General features: G+C 54.1%; 17 protein-coding genes and 1 riboswitch. Of the genes, 8 read left to right on the top strand and 9 right to left on the bottom strand.

Annotated elements, in window-relative coordinates; genetic code table 11:
• The first annotated feature begins 133 nt into the window (after positions 1-133).
• The 4 genes from TRICHSKD4_RS01450 to TRICHSKD4_RS01435 all read left to right on the top strand — a co-directional run bounded on the left by TRICHSKD4_RS01450 (position 134) and on the right by TRICHSKD4_RS01435 (position 5,145).
• A complete protein-coding gene (locus TRICHSKD4_RS01450; protein WP_009758935.1) occupies positions 134-1,273 on the top strand; it encodes a glycosyltransferase family 2 protein in 1,140 nt (379 codons plus the stop codon).
• A 13-nt stretch (positions 1,274-1,286) separates the two neighbouring features.
• Positions 1,287-2,759 (top strand): glycosyltransferase family 39 protein, encoded by a 1,473-nt coding sequence (locus TRICHSKD4_RS01445; protein WP_009758934.1) that lies wholly within the window; start codon positions 1,287-1,289, stop codon positions 2,757-2,759.
• A 115-nt stretch (positions 2,760-2,874) separates the two neighbouring features.
• Positions 2,875-3,672, top strand: coding sequence for a ChbG/HpnK family deacetylase (locus tag TRICHSKD4_RS01440; protein ID WP_040615844.1), 798 nt, complete (start codon positions 2,875-2,877; stop codon positions 3,670-3,672).
• Positions 3,673-3,795: 123 nt separating this feature from the next.
• Positions 3,796-5,145, top strand: coding sequence for an IS5 family transposase (locus TRICHSKD4_RS01435; protein ID WP_009465529.1), 1,350 nt, complete (start codon positions 3,796-3,798; stop codon positions 5,143-5,145).
• 7 nt (positions 5,146-5,152) lie between these two features.
• Here the strand turns inward: TRICHSKD4_RS01435 and TRICHSKD4_RS28810 are convergent, their stop codons facing one another.
• The 4 genes from TRICHSKD4_RS28810 to TRICHSKD4_RS01420 all read right to left on the bottom strand — a co-directional run bounded on the left by TRICHSKD4_RS28810 (position 5,153) and on the right by TRICHSKD4_RS01420 (position 7,997).
• Positions 5,153-5,305 carry a LysR family transcriptional regulator gene (locus TRICHSKD4_RS28810; protein WP_009758932.1) on the bottom strand — a complete coding sequence of 51 codons (153 nt, stop codon included), beginning with the start codon at positions 5,303-5,305 and terminating at the stop codon, positions 5,153-5,155.
• Between the two features lie 383 nt (positions 5,306-5,688).
• Positions 5,689-5,973, bottom strand: coding sequence for a ribbon-helix-helix domain-containing protein (locus TRICHSKD4_RS01430; RefSeq protein ID WP_040615830.1), 285 nt, complete (start codon positions 5,971-5,973; stop codon positions 5,689-5,691).
• Positions 5,974-6,132: 159 nt separating this feature from the next.
• On the bottom strand, positions 6,133-7,485 hold the full coding sequence (locus tag TRICHSKD4_RS01425; RefSeq protein WP_009466009.1) for an IS1380 family transposase: 1,353 nt from the start codon (positions 7,483-7,485) through the stop codon (positions 6,133-6,135).
• A 95-nt stretch (positions 7,486-7,580) separates the two neighbouring features.
• Positions 7,581-7,997, bottom strand: coding sequence for an Rrf2 family transcriptional regulator (locus TRICHSKD4_RS01420; protein WP_009758931.1), 417 nt, complete (start codon positions 7,995-7,997; stop codon positions 7,581-7,583).
• Between the two features lie 93 nt (positions 7,998-8,090).
• On the opposite strand from TRICHSKD4_RS01420, the gene TRICHSKD4_RS01415 reads away from it, so the two are divergent.
• The 3 genes from TRICHSKD4_RS01415 to TRICHSKD4_RS01405 all read left to right on the top strand — a co-directional run bounded on the left by TRICHSKD4_RS01415 (position 8,091) and on the right by TRICHSKD4_RS01405 (position 9,365).
• The gene (locus tag TRICHSKD4_RS01415; RefSeq protein WP_009758930.1) at positions 8,091-8,579 is read left to right on the top strand and encodes a group III truncated hemoglobin; all 489 of its coding nucleotides are present in this window, start codon (positions 8,091-8,093) and stop codon (positions 8,577-8,579) included.
• Positions 8,572-8,796, top strand: coding sequence for a hypothetical protein (locus TRICHSKD4_RS01410; protein WP_009758929.1), 225 nt, complete (start codon positions 8,572-8,574; stop codon positions 8,794-8,796). Before TRICHSKD4_RS01415 ends, TRICHSKD4_RS01410 begins: the two co-directional genes overlap by 8 nt.
• Positions 8,797-9,005: 209 nt before the next feature.
• A complete protein-coding gene (locus TRICHSKD4_RS01405) occupies positions 9,006-9,365 on the top strand; it encodes an acyl-CoA thioesterase (RefSeq protein ID WP_050763307.1) in 360 nt (119 codons plus the stop codon).
• Between the two features lie 27 nt (positions 9,366-9,392).
• On the opposite strand, the gene TRICHSKD4_RS01400 is transcribed toward TRICHSKD4_RS01405, so the two are convergent.
• Together TRICHSKD4_RS01400 and TRICHSKD4_RS01395 are read right to left on the bottom strand one after the other, a co-directional pair.
• The gene (locus TRICHSKD4_RS01400; protein ID WP_208992965.1) at positions 9,393-9,701 is read right to left on the bottom strand and encodes a hypothetical protein; all 309 of its coding nucleotides are present in this window, start codon (positions 9,699-9,701) and stop codon (positions 9,393-9,395) included.
• Between the two features lie 31 nt (positions 9,702-9,732).
• Positions 9,733-9,850: riboswitch (SAM-I-IV-variant riboswitch) on the bottom strand.
• Between the two features lie 87 nt (positions 9,851-9,937).
• The gene (locus TRICHSKD4_RS01395) at positions 9,938-10,150 is read right to left on the bottom strand and encodes a SlyX family protein (RefSeq protein ID WP_009758924.1); all 213 of its coding nucleotides are present in this window, start codon (positions 10,148-10,150) and stop codon (positions 9,938-9,940) included.
• A gap of 200 nt (positions 10,151-10,350) precedes the next feature.
• Here TRICHSKD4_RS01395 and TRICHSKD4_RS01390 point away from each other — a divergent pair, with 200 nt between their 5' ends.
• Entirely contained in the window at positions 10,351-11,055 is a 705-nt protein-coding gene (locus TRICHSKD4_RS01390; protein ID WP_009758923.1) for a glutathione S-transferase N-terminal domain-containing protein, read from the top strand.
• A gap of 160 nt (positions 11,056-11,215) precedes the next feature.
• Here the strand turns inward: TRICHSKD4_RS01390 and groL are convergent, their stop codons facing one another.
• The 3 genes from groL to TRICHSKD4_RS01375 all read right to left on the bottom strand — a co-directional run bounded on the left by groL (position 11,216) and on the right by TRICHSKD4_RS01375 (position 14,053).
• On the bottom strand, positions 11,216-12,856 hold the full coding sequence (gene groL, locus TRICHSKD4_RS01385) for a chaperonin GroEL (protein WP_009758922.1): 1,641 nt from the start codon (positions 12,854-12,856) through the stop codon (positions 11,216-11,218).
• A 56-nt stretch (positions 12,857-12,912) separates the two neighbouring features.
• Positions 12,913-13,200, bottom strand: a complete 288-nt coding sequence (gene groES / locus TRICHSKD4_RS01380; RefSeq protein WP_008195263.1) for a co-chaperone GroES — start codon at positions 13,198-13,200, stop codon at positions 12,913-12,915.
• A 277-nt stretch (positions 13,201-13,477) separates the two neighbouring features.
• Positions 13,478-14,053 carry a hypothetical protein gene (locus TRICHSKD4_RS01375; protein WP_139051915.1) on the bottom strand — a complete coding sequence of 192 codons (576 nt, stop codon included), beginning with the start codon at positions 14,051-14,053 and terminating at the stop codon, positions 13,478-13,480.
• Between the last annotated feature and the right edge of the window lie 49 nt (positions 14,054-14,102).

Genomic DNA, 14,102 nt, shown 5'->3' with positions numbered 1-14,102 from the left:
TCCTAGACGAAACTGCCTTCAAGGGCAAGGCAGGCTTGCCTTGCAATTGCCCCAAAGACGGCTATGGTCCGCGCACTTTTGGACGTTCCCGGCGCAGGCAGTTGCGCACCGGATAAAATGCAGCAGACGCCCCATGGATCAGCCGACCGAGACCCTCACTAACGCACAAGGCCGTGACGAAAATCACGCAGCCGAATTGTCCGTGATCCTGCCGACCTTCAATGAGGCGGCGAATGTGCCTTTAGTGCTGGATCTTCTGCGCAAAACGCTGGTTGGTGTTCGCTGGGAAGCCATAATTGTTGATGACAACTCACCGGATGGGACCACAGATGTCGGCCGCGCCATTGCAGCGACTGATGCTCAGGTGCGCGTCATCCGCCGCATTGGTCGCCGTGGCCTGTCGGGAGCCTGCATTGAAGGTATGCTCGCCAGCTCTGCGCCTTATGTGGCCGTGATGGATGCCGACCTGCAACATGACGAGACATTGTTGCCCAAAATGCTCGCCGAGTTGCGCACTGGCGACTATGACCTTGCCGTTGCCAGCCGCAAGGTGGAAGGCGGAGCTGTGGGCGAGGGGCTCTCAAAAGTACGCGCCTGGGGCTCCAACATTGCCAATGGCCTTGCCCAGAAGCTTTTGAATGTTTCGCTCACCGACCCGATGAGTGGCTTCTTCATGGTTCGCCGCGAAAAGGCCGAAGAGCTGGCGCCGAAGCTGTCCGCGCAAGGGTTCAAGATCCTGCTGGATCTGGTGTCGAGTGCAGGCGGCACGCTGCGGATCAAGGAATTGCCCTTCACCTTCAAGGAGCGCCTCCACGGCGAGAGCAAGCTCGATACGCTGGTGACGCTCGACTATTTCGGCCTGCTGATGGCCAAATATTTCGGCAACGTGGTTTCTGTCCGCTTCCTGATGTTCGGTCTGGTTGGAGCCAGCGGTCTCTTCGTTCACCTTCTGGCGCTGAAACTCTTCCTCGATATGGCAGGCCTGGAGTTCAACTTGGCCCAGACCGGCGCGTCTTTCGTGGCGATGACATCCAACTTCTTCCTGAACAATCAGCTGACTTATCGCGACCGGCGATTGACGGGCCTCAAGGTGCTGATCGGGTTGCTGACCTTCTATGCGGTTTGCTCTGTTGGGGTCCTGGCAAATGTCGGTGTCGCCAACCTGATTTATTCCGATCCCACCTATTGGTGGTTCGCCGGGGCTGCCGGTGCGATCATGGGGGCTGTTTGGAACTACGCTGCCAGCAGCGCGCTGACCTGGCGCAAGAGCTGACCGGGTTCGCAACATGACAAAAGGCATGCCGATCTACCTGCAGCCGCGTTTTCTGGCTGCACTTGTCCTCCTGCTGACAATAGCCAAGCTGCTAGCCGCCGGGTTCGCCTATTTCGTGGAGGACGAGGCCTATTATCGGCTTTGGGGGCTCTACCCGGCGCTGTCCTATTACGATCACCCGCCGATGATCGGCTGGTGGATCTGGGCCGGGCAGCAGGTCTTCGGCGACACCACTTTTGCCACACGGGTTTTGGTGGTTCTGTCTTCTGCTATCGGCTCTCTCGTCTTGTGGCGCACGGCCCGCATCCTGTTTGATAAAGAGGTTGCCGGATGGGCTGTTCTCTTCTTCAACACCAGCATTCTGGTTGGGGTTGGCGGCATTCTGGCAACGCCCGATGCGCCTTCGGTCTTCTTCTGGGGGCTGAGTCTTTGGGCACTGGCGGAACTCAGCACATCGAAAAATGCCAACTGGTTGCTGGCGATCGGCCTGTTTGCAGGTCTCGGCCTTGCTTCCAAATATTCTGTTCTCTTCCTCGGAGCTGGCATTGTGCTCTGGCTGCTGTGGGTGCCGGAAAACCGCCGCTGGTTCGGCGCTTGGCAGCTTTGGGTTGGCGGGCTGATTGCCATCGCCTGTTTCTCTCCGGTGCTCTACTGGAACCACATTCACGACTGGGCGAGCTTTCACAAGCAGTTTGGCCGGGTCAGCGCGGGCGGCTACACAACGAAGTACATTTTCGAGTTCATCGGGGCTGTGCTTGGTCTGGTCAATCCGCTGATTGCCATTCTGGCGATTGCGGGTGCAGGAGTCTTGGGCAAACGGGCGCTGCGGAAGGACAATGCACCCGCGCTGCTGGTCCTCACGGTTCTGCCTTTCGTCATGTATCTGACCTACCACTCGCTAACTGCACGGGTTCAAGGCAATTGGCCTGCCCCGCTGTTTCCCGCCTTTGCGCTCATGGCAGCGGTCTTTGTTGCCTCTCGTCCGGGCTCATCCCTTTGGTCCAAGCTTGGGGCCGCTGGCGCGGCTCTCGGTATTGTCGTTGCGCTTGTCGTTCAGGTTCATGCTGTCTCGCCACTGACGGGCACTTTTGCGCGCAAGGATCCGACGTTTCAATTGCGCGGATGGGATGAAATTGGTCGCAAGCTGGAGCGTATCGCGGTTGATACGGGCGCTGATTACATCATCACGACCGGATATGGCCTGAACGCTCAGCTTCATTTCCTTCAAAACGAAAAGCGCCCGGTCATCCAGATCAATAAGCGTCTGCGCTACATCATGATGCCGGAGCCATCCTTGCCGGAAGGTATTAGAAACTTCGGGCTCTATGTCACCGAAGCTCGGCGGGATCGATCTGCAACGCTGTCAGAATTCTACACCCATGTTGAACCGTTCACGACCCTTACGCGCGAAGTAGAGGGCACCTTCCTTGAGGAAATCCGTGTCTATCTCGTCTCAGGTCAAAAGAAATCGCCACTCACACCGTGATACTCCGGTTTCTAAGCGCGTTTGATGCCTTTTGAACCTTGCGGAAACTTGAAACTTTCATAATCTGTCTCAAAGTTAAGAAGATGAATTTGTTTTGGGTTTCGGGGCGGTTTTGATGAAGCGGGTGATCCTTGGTGCGCTTGATTATGGCGTCTCCTTCGGAGTGGACAGGACACTGCGGGAGCTGTTGGCAAATGCCCGCCTGAGCGCTGTCGGATGCCTGCCTGCGAGCCCCCTTTGGTCTCGCGAATTCAAACCTATGCAGGAGGTGGCCAGCGAAGTGGACGACAGAGCGCTGGTAGGGGTGACGCTCGCCTTCAGCGGCGACAGAGTTCATCCGGTCAGCAAACGAATGCAGTCCACCTACGGCCTTTATATGCCATCTTCTTCAAAATGGGCCCGCCGCGCCTTTTTCCGCATGTTGCCCGATGAAGTGCTGGAAGCAGAAGCTTTCGCCCAGCTGGAGCGCTATTCGCAACTCATGGAGCGTGAACCGGACTTTGTTGCTGTTCGCGATGGCCTTTTGGCGCACGGCCCCGTGGCCAAACTGGTGATCAAGGCCATCCAGAGCCAGAATTACGAGACACCGCCAGCACTGCTCTCCCCGGATATGTCCCGGCCGGTTGAAAAGTGCTTGCAAAAGCTCGGCAGAAAAGCCGGACTGCGTGTTTTTTCCAAAGGGCCGTCGCTGCCACCGGTGAAAGATCCGGGCGTCTTGCAGCAGAAGATGAAAAGTCACTTCAACGGGTTGCAAGACATGTCTTTTGTGACCTCAATTCCCGGCAAGGCCGATGACCGGCTCCGGCGTGAAGAACCGCGTGAGAAGATCGCCATCCGAGAGTGCCAGCGCGAAGTGCTGTCGAGCAACCAGTTCTTCCAGACACTGGTTGAAAAGGACATCTATCTGAATTGATGTTTTATTAGTTCGCGCTGAAAAACCCCTTAACTGATTGAAGAGTATGGATACCCATTGGGTTTTGGATGTGTGAATATGCCGGTTAGTTGATCCGAAGCACGCATTTTCTGGCATATTCTCATGAGACCTTCAAAACGCAACAAACGGTGTGGCGATCTGTTCAAGGAACGCCTGGCCGCAATCATCGATATGAACCATTCGTTGGTGCGGCTGTCTGGTCTGATGCCTTGGGATGAATTTGATGCGGAGTTCGGCAGGCATTATCGCCCCTTGGGACGACCGGCCAAACCAACGCGTCTGATGGCCGGGCTGCACTTTCTCAAGCACATGTACGATCTTTCCGATGAAGAGACGGTTGAGCGTTGGGTTGAAAACCCCTACTGGCAGTCTTTCTGCGGTTTTGAGTTTTTCCAGCACCAATTCCCCATTGATCCCTCAACCATGACCCGCTGGCGCAAACGGATTGGTCCTGAGGGAATGGAAAAGCTTCTTTCTGCTACGGTAGGTGTTGCGATTGAGAGCGGGACGATCAAGAAGAGCAGCCTTGAGCGGGTCTTGGTTGATACGACCGTTCAACCCAAAGCCATTGCCCATCCCACCGATAGCCGTCTTTATCACAAGGCCTTGCAGCTTCTGGTGCGCCAGGCCAAGAGGGCCGGCATCATCTTGCGTCGCAGCCATACCAGAGTTGCCAAAAAGGCGGCCTTGATGGCGGGCCGTTATGCCCATGCCAAACAGTTCAAGCGGATGCGCCGGGAACTCAAAAAGCTGAAGACCTATCTGGGCCGGGTCTATCGCGACATCTCCCGCAAGATCGCAGGCAACGAAGGTCTTGAGCACCGGTTCTCCCGTCTGCTGGGACTGGTGGAGCGGCTTCTGGCCCAGACCCCCAAGGACAAAAACAAGATTTATTCCATGCATGCGCCGGAAGTGGCCTGTATTGCCAAGGGCAAGGCGCGAACACCTTACGAGTTCGGGGCCAAGGTTGGCATTGCCACGACCAATCGGGAAGGATTGGTTCTTGCGGCGAGGGCTTTTGAGGGCAATCCCTATGATGGGCACACCTTGAATGACACCATCAGTCAGGCTGAGAAAGTCTGCGGCACCAAAGCTGAGCGTGTCTATGTGGACCGTGGCTATCGGGGGCATGATTATGAGGGCGACGCCAAGGTCATGATCTCCGGCCAGAAGCGCGGGCTGACGGCACAGATGAAGCGTGAGCTGAAACGACGATCAGCGATCGAGGCCACCATCGGCCACATGAAAACAGATGGACGACTTGACCGGAACTTCCTCAATGGCAAAAATGGCGATGCCATCAACGCCCTGCTGGCCGCAGCCGGTCATAACCTGCGTCTGATCCTCAATGCACTGATCATTTTGCTGCTCTGGATCACAAACCCCATCCCCAAACCGGTCAAATCGAATATTTGCGTATTGCTTCGGCCACGCGCAACATCAATGGCTTAGACGTTGTTCAGGGCGGACTTATTAGCCGGGATTCCAGCTGCTTGATCTGGGTTGAAAGCGCGGATTGGGAAAGGTTCACCCGTTCCGCATTGCGCGTCAGGTTCCCTTCATGAGCAACTTCCCGAAAATACCGGAGGTGATGATAGTTGAGGTTATCCATGCAAGATCCGTTGCGTGCAAATCGTTCTAATAAATAGAACAAAATTCAGCATAAAATATATTTTTAGAGGATTTCTCGGCGATCCAGCAAAGTGGCGAAGCTGAGATGCCCTTAAGCTTGGACCAGATTGATCGCGTGGCGACGGACTGCCCGACCATGCACACCGACCCGAACTTTTATGAATGAAGATTGCCCCCTGCACCCCAACGATCTGAGCCTCTGCCAGAGCGACGCGCGGGCTTATGAACACCTCTCCATCACCGCTTAGAATTTTAAACCCGGATAAGCCCGAAGGCTCGTTTGTCAATTTCGTAAAAAAATATGCGGCGCGCAACGGCTCTCAACATGCCAGATTGTTGTAATGTCATCATGATGACATGTCATCATGTTGTGTATTTATCAAAGAGCATTTGAAAAGATTCTTCAATCATATCATTGACCGAGCGGCCTTGTTCAATCGCCAGCATTTTAAGCTTACGGCGGGTTTCATCCGAAACAAACGCCCCAACCTGTACCTTGTTGGCACGGCTTGGCGGTTTTCCTTCGGCCTTGGCTTCAAGTTTGCGTATAGGTGTAACGGTCTGTCCTGCTGCGGATTCCAGTGCTGCAATATATAATCGGATATTTCCCAAGTAACTGTGTGTTGCGACGAGGTTGACCGTTTTCACGGACGTTTGCAACTCTGACGGCAGCGTTGTCGGGGCGATTATCGATTTTGACGGTTACGTAAGCGCGGTTTTTGAGCTTTTCGTGGACTTTATCCCGTTTGGGCTGCGACAAGACACAGCTGTGGAGCCGCATTTGTGTTGGTTTCGTTGTTTGGAGCGTCATGCAGGCCTCGGCGGGGGCTTGAGGGCGCGGATTGCGGCGAGGATTCGTCCGAAGACGTAGCCTGATACAGCCACCTCTGCCAGTTGGAACGTGATTTTGCGCGCATGGCGTACGACCTTTGCCCCGATTTTGATGAGGCGGCTCTGGATACTTGTCAGCGACCAGTCGGCGACCTCTTCCGGGAGGTCTAGCCCTTGCAGGAAGACACCAAGGTTATACGCCAATGCGTGAAGCTGAAGCCGGACCTCATTGTCACAGAACCGCTTGCAGGACAGGCGGGTCCAAGTGATGGCGTTCTTGCCTTCTTTGATGTGCTGTTCGGCTGTGCCGCGCTGATTGTAGAAGCGGATGATCCATTCCGGCTCCATCGGCAAGTTGGTGACGACAAAACCCACGCGAGGGAATAGATCACCGGGATACCATTCGATCTTGGCAACCACCTGACGGGGCTTGCTCCATGAAGCAGCCTGATACTCAAAAACCTCATAGAAGCGCTTGATCTTTGTCTTTGAGGGACGTCCCACGGGGCGGGTCAGCTGATGGCTGATCTTCTCTTCCAGCACAGCGTTCTTTTTGAGGCGGATGGCGTAGCGGTACCCTTCAGCCTCTAAAGTCTCGTAAAGTTCCGGAATGGCAAAGGCGGCATCAGCGCGAAAGAAGCGCATGATGTCGCGCTCTGCATAGCGCGCAATGACGGGTATCAGAAGAGCCTTCCAGTCATCCGCGCTGTGGACGCTGCCATTGCGCAGGGCACAGCGTTCCAAGTGGCCAAACTGATTGAAGATGAACAATGGGTGATAGCAGTTGCAGCCGAAATGCCCGTTCCATGCGGTTCCCTCCTGAGCGCCATGGGTGGGGCTGACAGAGCTATCCATGTCCAAGGTGATGTAGTTCAGTCCTTGGCGACCATGCACCGCATCAATCCATTGACCGGGCATATCGGCCAAGGCTTCCCTGTTGGCGGCAGTCGCGAGCACCTCAGTCTCAAAGCGGCCCATCTGGGAGGAGGATGCCGCCTGAGTGTCAACGGCACGGCCCCCGATAATCTGGCGCATTACCGGGTCACGCGACAGACGCACGGCATCATTCACATCTTCATAGCCCGCAAGGCGACCAAATATCGATTGGCGCAGCAGGCCCATCAAGGTGTGAACGCCATTCTTACCTTTGCGGGTATCCCGAAGGAACCGAACCGCTTTGCCGAAAAGGCCAAGGGCGTCATCAAGCTCCCGGTAAAGCAGAAGACCGCCATCAGAACTGATCTTTGAACCGTGGAATTCCAACCGCACCCGAGGGTCAAAATCCAGCCGAAAATCGCTCTCAGAACCCGCACCCGTTGGGTGTGCCATTTTTCAGCCCTCCGTCATCAAGTAACACGCTGTAATATAAAGAGAAAAATAGGATAGAAGAAGCTAAATCAGCTGACTACTTGGGAAATCCGGGATTAGTTTGGGATCTTCTGGGTTCCCAACAGCATGTCAGCAAGTGTTTTCTGGTTCAAATAATCCAGAAAAGCATCTGCTGCCCCCGCCATCGTCTGTTTCAGGGCGCAACGGGGCAGGAAAACACACTCAGTGGGCTCTTGTTTCAGGCAAGCCACAACACCCAAATCGGTCTCAAAGCTGCGGACCACATCTCCAATCCGGATGGTTTCAGGGTTCGCTTTGAGAAGAATGCCCCCGCCGCGACCACGCGTTGTTTCCACGAGGTCCAGCCGAGCTAATTGCGCGACCAATTTCATCAGGTGAGACTTCGAAAGACGGAGCCGGGACGTCAGTTTGTCCACGGTTTGTGGTTCTCTTGTCTGTCCCAAATAGATCAGGATTCTGAGTGCAAAGTCGCTGGCTTGGCTGAGGCGCATGAGTCACCAATAAAATATTCATATTAGATGTTGATTTTATGACGTTGTGCTGACATATAAAAGATGCAAATAAAATGAATATTAGAGAAGAAGATGTCTTTCAAACTGGAAAGCGCCTGTTTTGAACCTGTTCATTCGACTGGAGAACCAGCGGTTCGCCATGCGGTCATAACGGAAGATAGCATCACACAATTGGTGACCGTGTTTTACACGACAATCCAGACACATCCGCGTCTTGGGCCAATTTTCCAGCGCCGACTTGAAGGTAAATGGGATGAGCATCTGCGGAAAATGGTGTTGTTCTGGCAAGCCGTTTTGCTCAAAAACGGCGCCTATAAGGGCAAACCCGTGCCGGCGCATCTCAAGCTCAAGGAAATCATTGGCGACGACTTCCATGAATGGCTGAGTGTCTTCAGACCAGTTGCGTCAGAGCTTTTTGAACCCGAGTCAGCCGGTGAAATCATCGCAACAGCAGAGCGCATTGCCCAAAGCCTTTGGCTTGCAATGTTCGGAACACCAGGGTCTGCGCCACCGCCAGAGCTGTCATCTATCAAATGCCTATCAGGAGCGCGCCATGCTTGAAGTCGTTGTCCTATTTGCAGAAGGCTTTGTAGTTTTCTGGTTCGTCGCGTTCCTGACTATGATGACCTCCATGTATCTGGATGGAAAGGGCGCGCCAGTGCCGCGTCTTCATGGTGCAGCCCGTCTGTTGGTTCAAAACGCCAAACTGGCCATTATCGCCGGCATTGTCCTCACAATCTGGGAAGTTCAAACCACTATGGGAGGCGCTGTTCAATGAAACGAGCCAACAAGTTGATGCAATACCTGCCCGTTTTTTTGATCTGGATCGCTGCCCCCATGCCGCTCTGGATAATGGTTGGTATGATGATATTCTTCGCCTGAGTGCCTTTTTCTGATCCCGGCGAGCCGATAAGGTTTGTGAAAGTTGTAACGGGAGAAGATGTCTTGGCCGAAGAAAGCCCGACAGGTGAGCTAACCCTCAGAACCATGGCCATGCCGGCCGACACCAATGCAAACGGCGACATTTTCGGCGGCTGGGTGCTGTCGCAAATGGACCTTGCAGGCGGAATTGCCTCCGGCCAAAGAGCAGCGGGCCGTGTCGTGACCATCGCTGTCGACAAGATGAAGTTCATTCGCCCAGTTCATGTTGGCGATGTTTTATGCGTTTACAGCAGCATTATTCGTGTCGGTAACACATCGATGGAAATATGGATCGAGGCGTGGGCCTTACGCCATCGTTTTGGTCATCGGGAGAAAGTCACCGAAGCGAAGTTCACCATGGTGGCTATTGATGATGACGGTCGTCCGCGCACAGTTCCACGCGAAGCCCCACCAAGGCCCGACTGAGATCCAGAGTGGGTTTGGTGATTGTTTTTAGTTGCGGCGGCGCGCCAAAACATCAGCGAACAGGCGCTCATCGATAGCGTGGCCGCAGCCGTCACTCCAAAGCGAGAGCAAATCGGACAGGCGCGAAATCAACTCCGTCCGCGATAGTGGTGGCAGGTTTTTTGGAAGACCACCGAGAATACGCAGGCTATCGAATTTTGTTAAAAGGCAATTTTCGGCGGCCTCTATCCAAGCGTCGTCGCCGATATTTTGAGCCAGTTCCACCGATTTGAACGAGCTTGGTGGATGGGGCTGAACGAATTCAGTGTTTTGCAGTTTAGACATATAATCCTCCATCGGTTGCCCGAGGAGAACTGGCGCATTTTCGGAAGAACCGCTTGGTTGCTGAAACCAGAAATTCCGGCACAGCCACATCCCGAGTGCGGAAACCACCTTGCCCGGTTGGCAGGTTGGCGAGGGCGCCAGCCCTTCTCTTGATGAAGCGGGTCTTATGCCATGACTTGAGATTGGGCGCAATAGTCACTTTTCTCGCCTTTAAATTTAAACGGCAAAGTTACGGCCTGAACAAAAGCTCAATAGTGTGGCGGTTTCTGGTTCGCAGGGGCGGAAACAGAATTTTCGATAAGATCTTCAATCTGATCGGTCATCTGTATCAGCTTGCGGGTTAGGCGGTCGATTTGACGTCCTTGCTCAATGACCACTGTATTCAGCTCGTCTATCGTGTGATTGGCGTGAGCCAGATCGATTTCAAGGTTCTCCAGACGCTCTTCATTCGTAGACGACATGGGATTTCTGCCGGGTTCGGGTTTCTTATTTGTGCGGGTCTATAGCACAGGATTGGGTCGTGGGTGCGGTATGGGAAATAAATTCCTTATCGGTACATCCCGATGGTTTAAATAGCTGAGTTAGCACTTAACTGAGGTGAGTGAGAATAAGAGGCGCTTCGGTGCTTAAGTCCGCCCACTCAAAACCGTGAAAGACATCCATGCCCGCATTGACCGATTTTCAAATCACCCGAAAGTGGCCCGCCCAATATCCGGATCGCATCCAGCTTTATTCTTTGCCAACACCAAACGGCATCAAGGTTTCCGCCATGCTCGAGGAAACTGGATTGCCTTATGAGCCGCATCTGGTGGATTTCGGTAGCAACGATCAGACCAGCCCGGAATTCTTGTCGCTTAACCCGAATAACAAAATTCCGGCAATCATTGATCCCAACGGACCAAACGGCGAACCGCTTGGGCTTTGGGAATCTGGTGCAATCCTGATCTATTTGGCAGACAAGTTCGGAAAACTCCTCGCTAAGGATGGAGCTGAACGGAATGAAGCGATCCAGTGGCTGATGTGGCAGATGGGTGGTTTTGGACCGATGTCTGGCCAACTCGGGTTCTTTCACAAGTTTGCCGGCAAGGACTATGAAGATCGCCGCCCATTTGAACGGTACCGGGATGAAGTAAAGCGCCTACTGCGTGTCCTGGACCAGCACCTGGAAGGGCGGGACTACATCACCGGGTCCAACTACTCGATTGCGGACATTGCCTCATGGCCGTGGGTGGGCACGATCAACGGCTTCTATGAAGCAGCCGATCAGGTGGACCTCGGAGCACGCAAAAATGTAATGCGGTGGTATGAGGCCTGCGCAAACCGTCCAGCGAGCCAAAAGGCCATCAACATCCCTGCGCGGGATTGAGACGAAGTCTGCATTCCAAACACTCAAAGGCGGCTATCCAGCCGCCTTTTTGCGACCTAGTGCGAACGCGAACTCGTTGAGACTTGGATGATAGTGGCCGGAACAACAAAAAAGGGCGACCCGAGGGCCGCCCTTTCGTAACGCGTTAGCTTTGGGCTTCTTAGAAGCCCATGCCGCCCATACCGCCCATGTCCGGAGCAGCCGGTGCAGCAGCTTCCTTCTTAGGAAGTTCAGCAACCATTGCTTCGGTGGTGATGAGCAGGCCAGCGACAGAAGCTGCGTCCTGAAGAGCAGTACGCACAACCTTGGTCGGGTCGATGATACCAGCTTCGATCATGTTGACGAACTCTTCGGTCTGAGCGTTGAAGCCGAAAGTTGTGTCGTCGTTTTCCTGGATCTTGCCAACAACGATGGAGCCTTCAACACCAGCGTTTTCAGCGATCTGACGGATCGGAGCTTCCAGAGCGCGCAGAACGATCTTGATACCAGCTGCAATGTCAGCGTTGTCGGAAGCAAGACCTTCAACAGCCTTCTTCGCACGCAGGAGCGCAGTACCACCACCCGGTACGATACCTTCTTCAACGGCAGCGCGGGTTGCATTCAGAGCATCGTCAACGCGATCTTTTTTCTCTTTCACTTCGATTTCGGTTGCACCGCCAACGCGGATCACTGCAACACCGCCAGCGAGCTTGGCAAGACGCTCTTGCAGCTTCTCACGGTCGTAATCGGAAGTGGTTTCTTCGATCTGAGCCTTGATCTGTGCAACGCGGCCTTCGATGTCAGGCTTCTCACCAGCACCATCAACAATGGTGGTGTTTTCTTTGGTGATGTTGACCTTTTCGGCAGTGCCGAGCATGTCGAGGGTAACGTTTTCCAGCTTGATGCCGAGGTCTTCGGAGATGACTGTGCCGCCGGTCAGGATCGCGATGTCTTCGAGCATTGCCTTGCGGCGGTCGCCGAAGCCAGGAGCCTTGACAGCAGCAATCTTCAGACCGCCGCGTAGCTTGTTGACAACGAGAGTTGCCAGAGCTTCCCCTTCAACATCTTCAGCGATGATGAGAAGCGGACGGGAAGACTGAACAACAGACTCAAGGATCGGAAGCATGGCCTGAAGGTTGGACAGCTTCTTCTCGTGCAGAAGGATGTATGGCTTTTCGAGGTCAGCCAGCATCTTTTCCGTGTTGGTCACGAAGTAAGGAGACAGGTAGCCACGGTCGAACTGCATGCCTTCAACGACTTCGAGTTCGGTTTCCAGAGACTTGGCTTCTTCGACGGTGATAACGCCTTCGTTGCCAACTTTCTGCATCGCTTCAGCAATGTCAGCGCCGACCTGAACGTCGCCGTTTGCGGAGATGGTGCCAACCTGAGCAACTTCTTCAGAAGTGGTGATGGTCTTGGAAGCAGCTTCAAGTGCCTTCACAGCTTCAGCAGCAGCAAGGTCAACGCCGCGCTTCAGGTCCATCGGGTTCATGCCAGCAGCAACTGCCTTGGCACCTTCCTTGACGATGGACTGAGCCAGAACAGTTGCAGTGGTTGTGCCGTCACCAGCGATGTCGTTGGTCTTGGAGGCAACTTCACGCACCATTTGTGCGCCCATGTTCTCGAACTTGTCTTCCAGTTCGATTTCCTTGGCAACAGAAACACCGTCTTTGGTGATCCGAGGAGCGCCGAAGGCTTTGTCCAGAACAACGTTACGGCCTTTAGGGCCAAGGGTTACCTTCACAGCGTTTGCGAGGGTATCGACACCGCGCAGCATGCGCTCACGGGCGTCAGAGGAGAACTTTACGTCCTTCGCAGCCATTTTATCGTCTCACTTAATTAGAATTGGAACTTTGGATTGACAAAAGGGGATGCCGATTAGGCGATCACACCCATGATGTCGGATTCCTTCATGATCAGGAGGTCTTCACCATCGATCTTGACTTCTGTGCCGGACCACTTGCCGAACAGAACGCGATCGCCAGCTTTGACGTCGAGAGCAACAACGTTGCCAGAGTCATCGCGAGCGCCGTTGCCTACAGCAACGATTTCACCTTCTTGCGGCTTCTCTTTTGCGGTGTCCGGAATGATGATGCCGCCAGCGGTCTTCTCTTCGGAATCTACGCGGCGAACAACGACACGATCGTGCAGCGGACGAAATGCCATTTGACTGTATCCTCTCATGGGCACGCCCCACACCATAATTGGCAGCGTGCGAAGCATGATGATATGGTTTGAAAGCCATGAACACGCTGTCCATGACTGTTAGCACTCCCTAATGGCGAGTGCTAACGACATAGGATTTATGAACCGCAGCGACCTTTGTCAATGGTTGGAAATCACAATTTCTGCAGCTGGCGACGTCTTGGTCGATGGACGCAAGATCGCCCGAAAGTCAGATCAGGCACATTTTGCTGCAGTCTATCGGCTCGCAGCCGAGAACTTATTGCTGATCTTCAGAGGTGATTGCAAATGGCAGCAGAATTTCAGCCGACTTTTCACTGACTTGATCAGTGATATCCAGCGCCAGAGTATACTCGCCGCCCGGAAGTCCAGAAAACTGAAAACTCATGGACGTTGAGAGTTCACGCCGTGGGCTGCGCGCTTCATTTTCAAAGCGAGCAAAGTCGGTGTTTTCTGCGAGCACTTGTCCGGTCGGATTGAGCAGCCGGAACCCGGCTGACAAAGCGTAGGAATAGGTTCCCTCAGCTTCGCTCAGGCCAAAGGCAACGGGTTCGACATATACGTGCATCACCTCATCAGCGGAGAAAGCGGAAGCCGCGCGCGGTTCATATTGCCCAAAACCTGAGGCAGGGCCTTTAACAAAAAGGGCCTTGGTAAAGCCGAGTGGGGCCGACGCCCATGTCTTGACGAGGGCTGTCGTCGCGTCCGAAAGCGGGGCTGCAGGTTTGGGAAAACTGGGAGCAGCAGTATCAGCAGCCATGGACACTGTTGTGCCAGCCGCAACGATCAACATTCCCAGAGACAGTTTTGTGAAGCCCATTACCCCAATTTGCATCCGCAAACCCCTCGACCTGCGCGTTGGCGCAGTGTGTCATATGTCATTT

It is taken from the genome of Roseibium sp. TrichSKD4 (assembly GCF_000148725.1).
Taxonomy (GTDB): Bacteria; Pseudomonadota; Alphaproteobacteria; order Rhizobiales; family Stappiaceae; genus Roseibium.
This window is presented reverse-complemented; position numbering and strand designations above follow the sequence as displayed.